Annotated in this window: 3 protein-coding genes; all 3 read right to left on the bottom strand. The window is 42.8% G+C overall.

The genetic code is table 11. From position 1 onward, the window contains the following. A partial coding sequence (locus P364_RS0134325) for an ArsB/NhaD family transporter (RefSeq protein WP_029881532.1) occupies window positions 1-260 on the bottom strand: 260 nt, incomplete at its 3' end. A 72-nt stretch (window positions 261-332) separates the two neighbouring features. Then, entirely contained in the window at window positions 333-659 is a 327-nt protein-coding gene (locus P364_RS0134320) for an ArsR/SmtB family transcription factor (protein ID WP_024634468.1), read from the bottom strand. Between the two features lie 146 nt (window positions 660-805). Beyond that, the gene (locus P364_RS0134315; protein ID WP_024634467.1) at window positions 806-2,209 is read right to left on the bottom strand and encodes an NAD(P)-binding domain-containing protein; all 1,404 of its coding nucleotides are present in this window, start codon (window positions 2,207-2,209) and stop codon (window positions 806-808) included. Window positions 2,210-2,402 lie beyond the last annotated feature (193 nt).

Genomic DNA, 2,402 nt, shown 5'->3' with positions numbered 1-2,402 from the left:
GCCATATGTAAGGCAGCCCATTCGAAAAAGCCGATACGATCCAGAATCAACGAAATCAGAATGATCGCAACAAAAGCCAGCGTGGCGTTCCAAACGATTTGCGTCACATCCCATACATCTTCAAAATTGACCACACCCACAAGTAAAGCAAGGATCGCTCCCCCGCAAGCAGACCAACCAATGGACAGGTTTTTAGGCTGCCAAATGACTAGAACAAGCGTAATTAAGAAGATAATGCAAGCTAACAGCGTGGAAAACAAAACCCTCCCCCTCTTTCAGTTCCTCTAAATTTATATTTGTATATAACAATATACTTATATAATGAATAAAAATTAATTACAAACGGATGTAAAGTTCTCTTTATTCAAGGACTTAAGGATCGTTGCCGTGTCCGGCATTAGTTCCAAGACAGATTTAATATAGGGTGTATTCTCTACATTTAAAGAGTAGTATACCCATTGACCACGTTTATTCTCTTTAACCAAGCCTTGATCCTTCAGCTTGCGCAAATGCTGACTAATTCCAGGTTGTGACATGTCTAAAATCTCTACAAATTCACACACGCACCATTCACGTTCTTTGAGGAGTGTAAGTATAGTAAGACGTGTTTTATCGCCCAGCAATTTAATCTTATCCGCTGCTTCTTGAATAGAATCCATATCACTTCCTCCTTCCGTCAATATAAGTGCATGCTTATATTATAATATAAAAAAATTGAAGTCAACGTTTAATTCGAATTAACCTAAAAAAGCGTTGGTTCAAATTAGAACCAACGCTTCGGGTGTTCGTAAACTCTCTTCCATTTTCAATTGGTACAAGAAGGACTGCAATCACCCTTTTCCTCAGCTACTACCTTCACTTGCTGGCGATTGACACTGCATACACCGGTCTCCGGTAGATCCAGCTCTACTTTTAAAGCGGCTTCTAGATCACCGACTAAAAAGGCCACCACGGATCGAACCTGTTCATACCCTGTAGCCATCAGAAAAGTAGGTGCACGTCCATAACTCTTCATACCTACAATATAGAACCCTTGTTCCATATGACGGAGTTCTTTCTCCCCATGTGGACGAACGGTGCCGCAGCTATGAACATTTGGATCAATTAATGGCGCAAGGGTTTCGACACTTTCGGTAATCTGGTCAATGCTGAGCCTCAACTCTCTTAAGAAAGAAAAGTCGGGTCTGCTTCCTGCATTCACGATGATCTCATCCACTTGAGTGATTTCCTGAACAACACCACGTTGCTCTCCAATGATGGTAACTTGATGGCCTTCTTGCTTGAGTTCCTGAATATGAAATGGCGTTATCACGTTGACCTTTCCAGAATCAACAAGTTTATGAATTCGACTTCCTAGTTCACCTCTAGCTTCCAGTTGATCATTTGCTTCTCCACCATAGGCTTCCTCCACCTGGTCACTTCTCATCAACCAGGTCAGTTTTGTACCTGAATTCATTTCTTGCAGACTGGATAGATCAAGTAACGTATTCAAGGCCGAATGCCCACCTCCTACAACAGCAACATGTTTATTCGTGTAACGCTCCCGCGTTTCCCCTAGTACATCCGGAATGCCATAGAATATACGGTCATGAAGAGCCTTCTCACCAGGAGTAAGTACACCACTAGAAAGTACAGGGTTAGCATGTTCCCAAGTTCCTGAAGCATCGATCACAGCTCTGGCCTCATACTGCTTGTTCTTCCCCTCCTCTTCAACATAAATCACAAAGGGTTGTTTCTCGCGGCCTACGGTTTTCATTTTATCTGTATTTTTGCGACTAATCCCCACAACACGTGTATTCAAATGAAGATCAGTCTGAATTTTCGGAAGTTTTGCGAGCGGAAGTAAATACAGATCACGCAGCTCATGTCCCGTCGGTAATTCGTCTGGAGATGGGGCCATCCACCCATTCTTCGTCAACAACCGCTCTGCTGCTTTATCCACGTTATACTGCCATGGCGAAAACAGACGAACATGGCCCCACTTGGAGATATTCTCACCAACTTTACTCCCCGCCTCAAGAATGATAAATGATTGGCCAGCTTCAATCAGGTGTGCTGCTGCTGCCAGACCAATAGGCCCAGCGCCAATGATGGCTACAGGTAAATGAGATAGCTCTCCTTGGTGTACAGGCTCTTGAAGAGAGGCCTGCTTTTCCGTGAGCGTAGGTGCACAACAGGACTCGACTTGTTTGAATTCAATGTTTTTCATTTCAAAAGACCTCCAGTAGTTAGTTGAATATATATTTGCAAATTACAAGTATCAGAGAAATGTAACGGGGTAATACCGTTGATTACCCCACTGGCGTACAGCACATTTTCGATTTTAACATACTCTCATTAAGCAGTTTAACGGATTGCATAACGATTGCTTTTTCTGTATCGGTCATGAAAGAAAAAACCTC

This window comes from Paenibacillus sp. MAEPY2 (assembly GCF_000499205.1).
Lineage (GTDB): Bacteria > Bacillota > Bacilli > Paenibacillales > Paenibacillaceae > Paenibacillus > Paenibacillus vandeheii.
The sequence above is the reverse complement of the archived record's forward strand: the minus strand, read 5'-3'. Positions and strand labels throughout refer to the sequence as shown.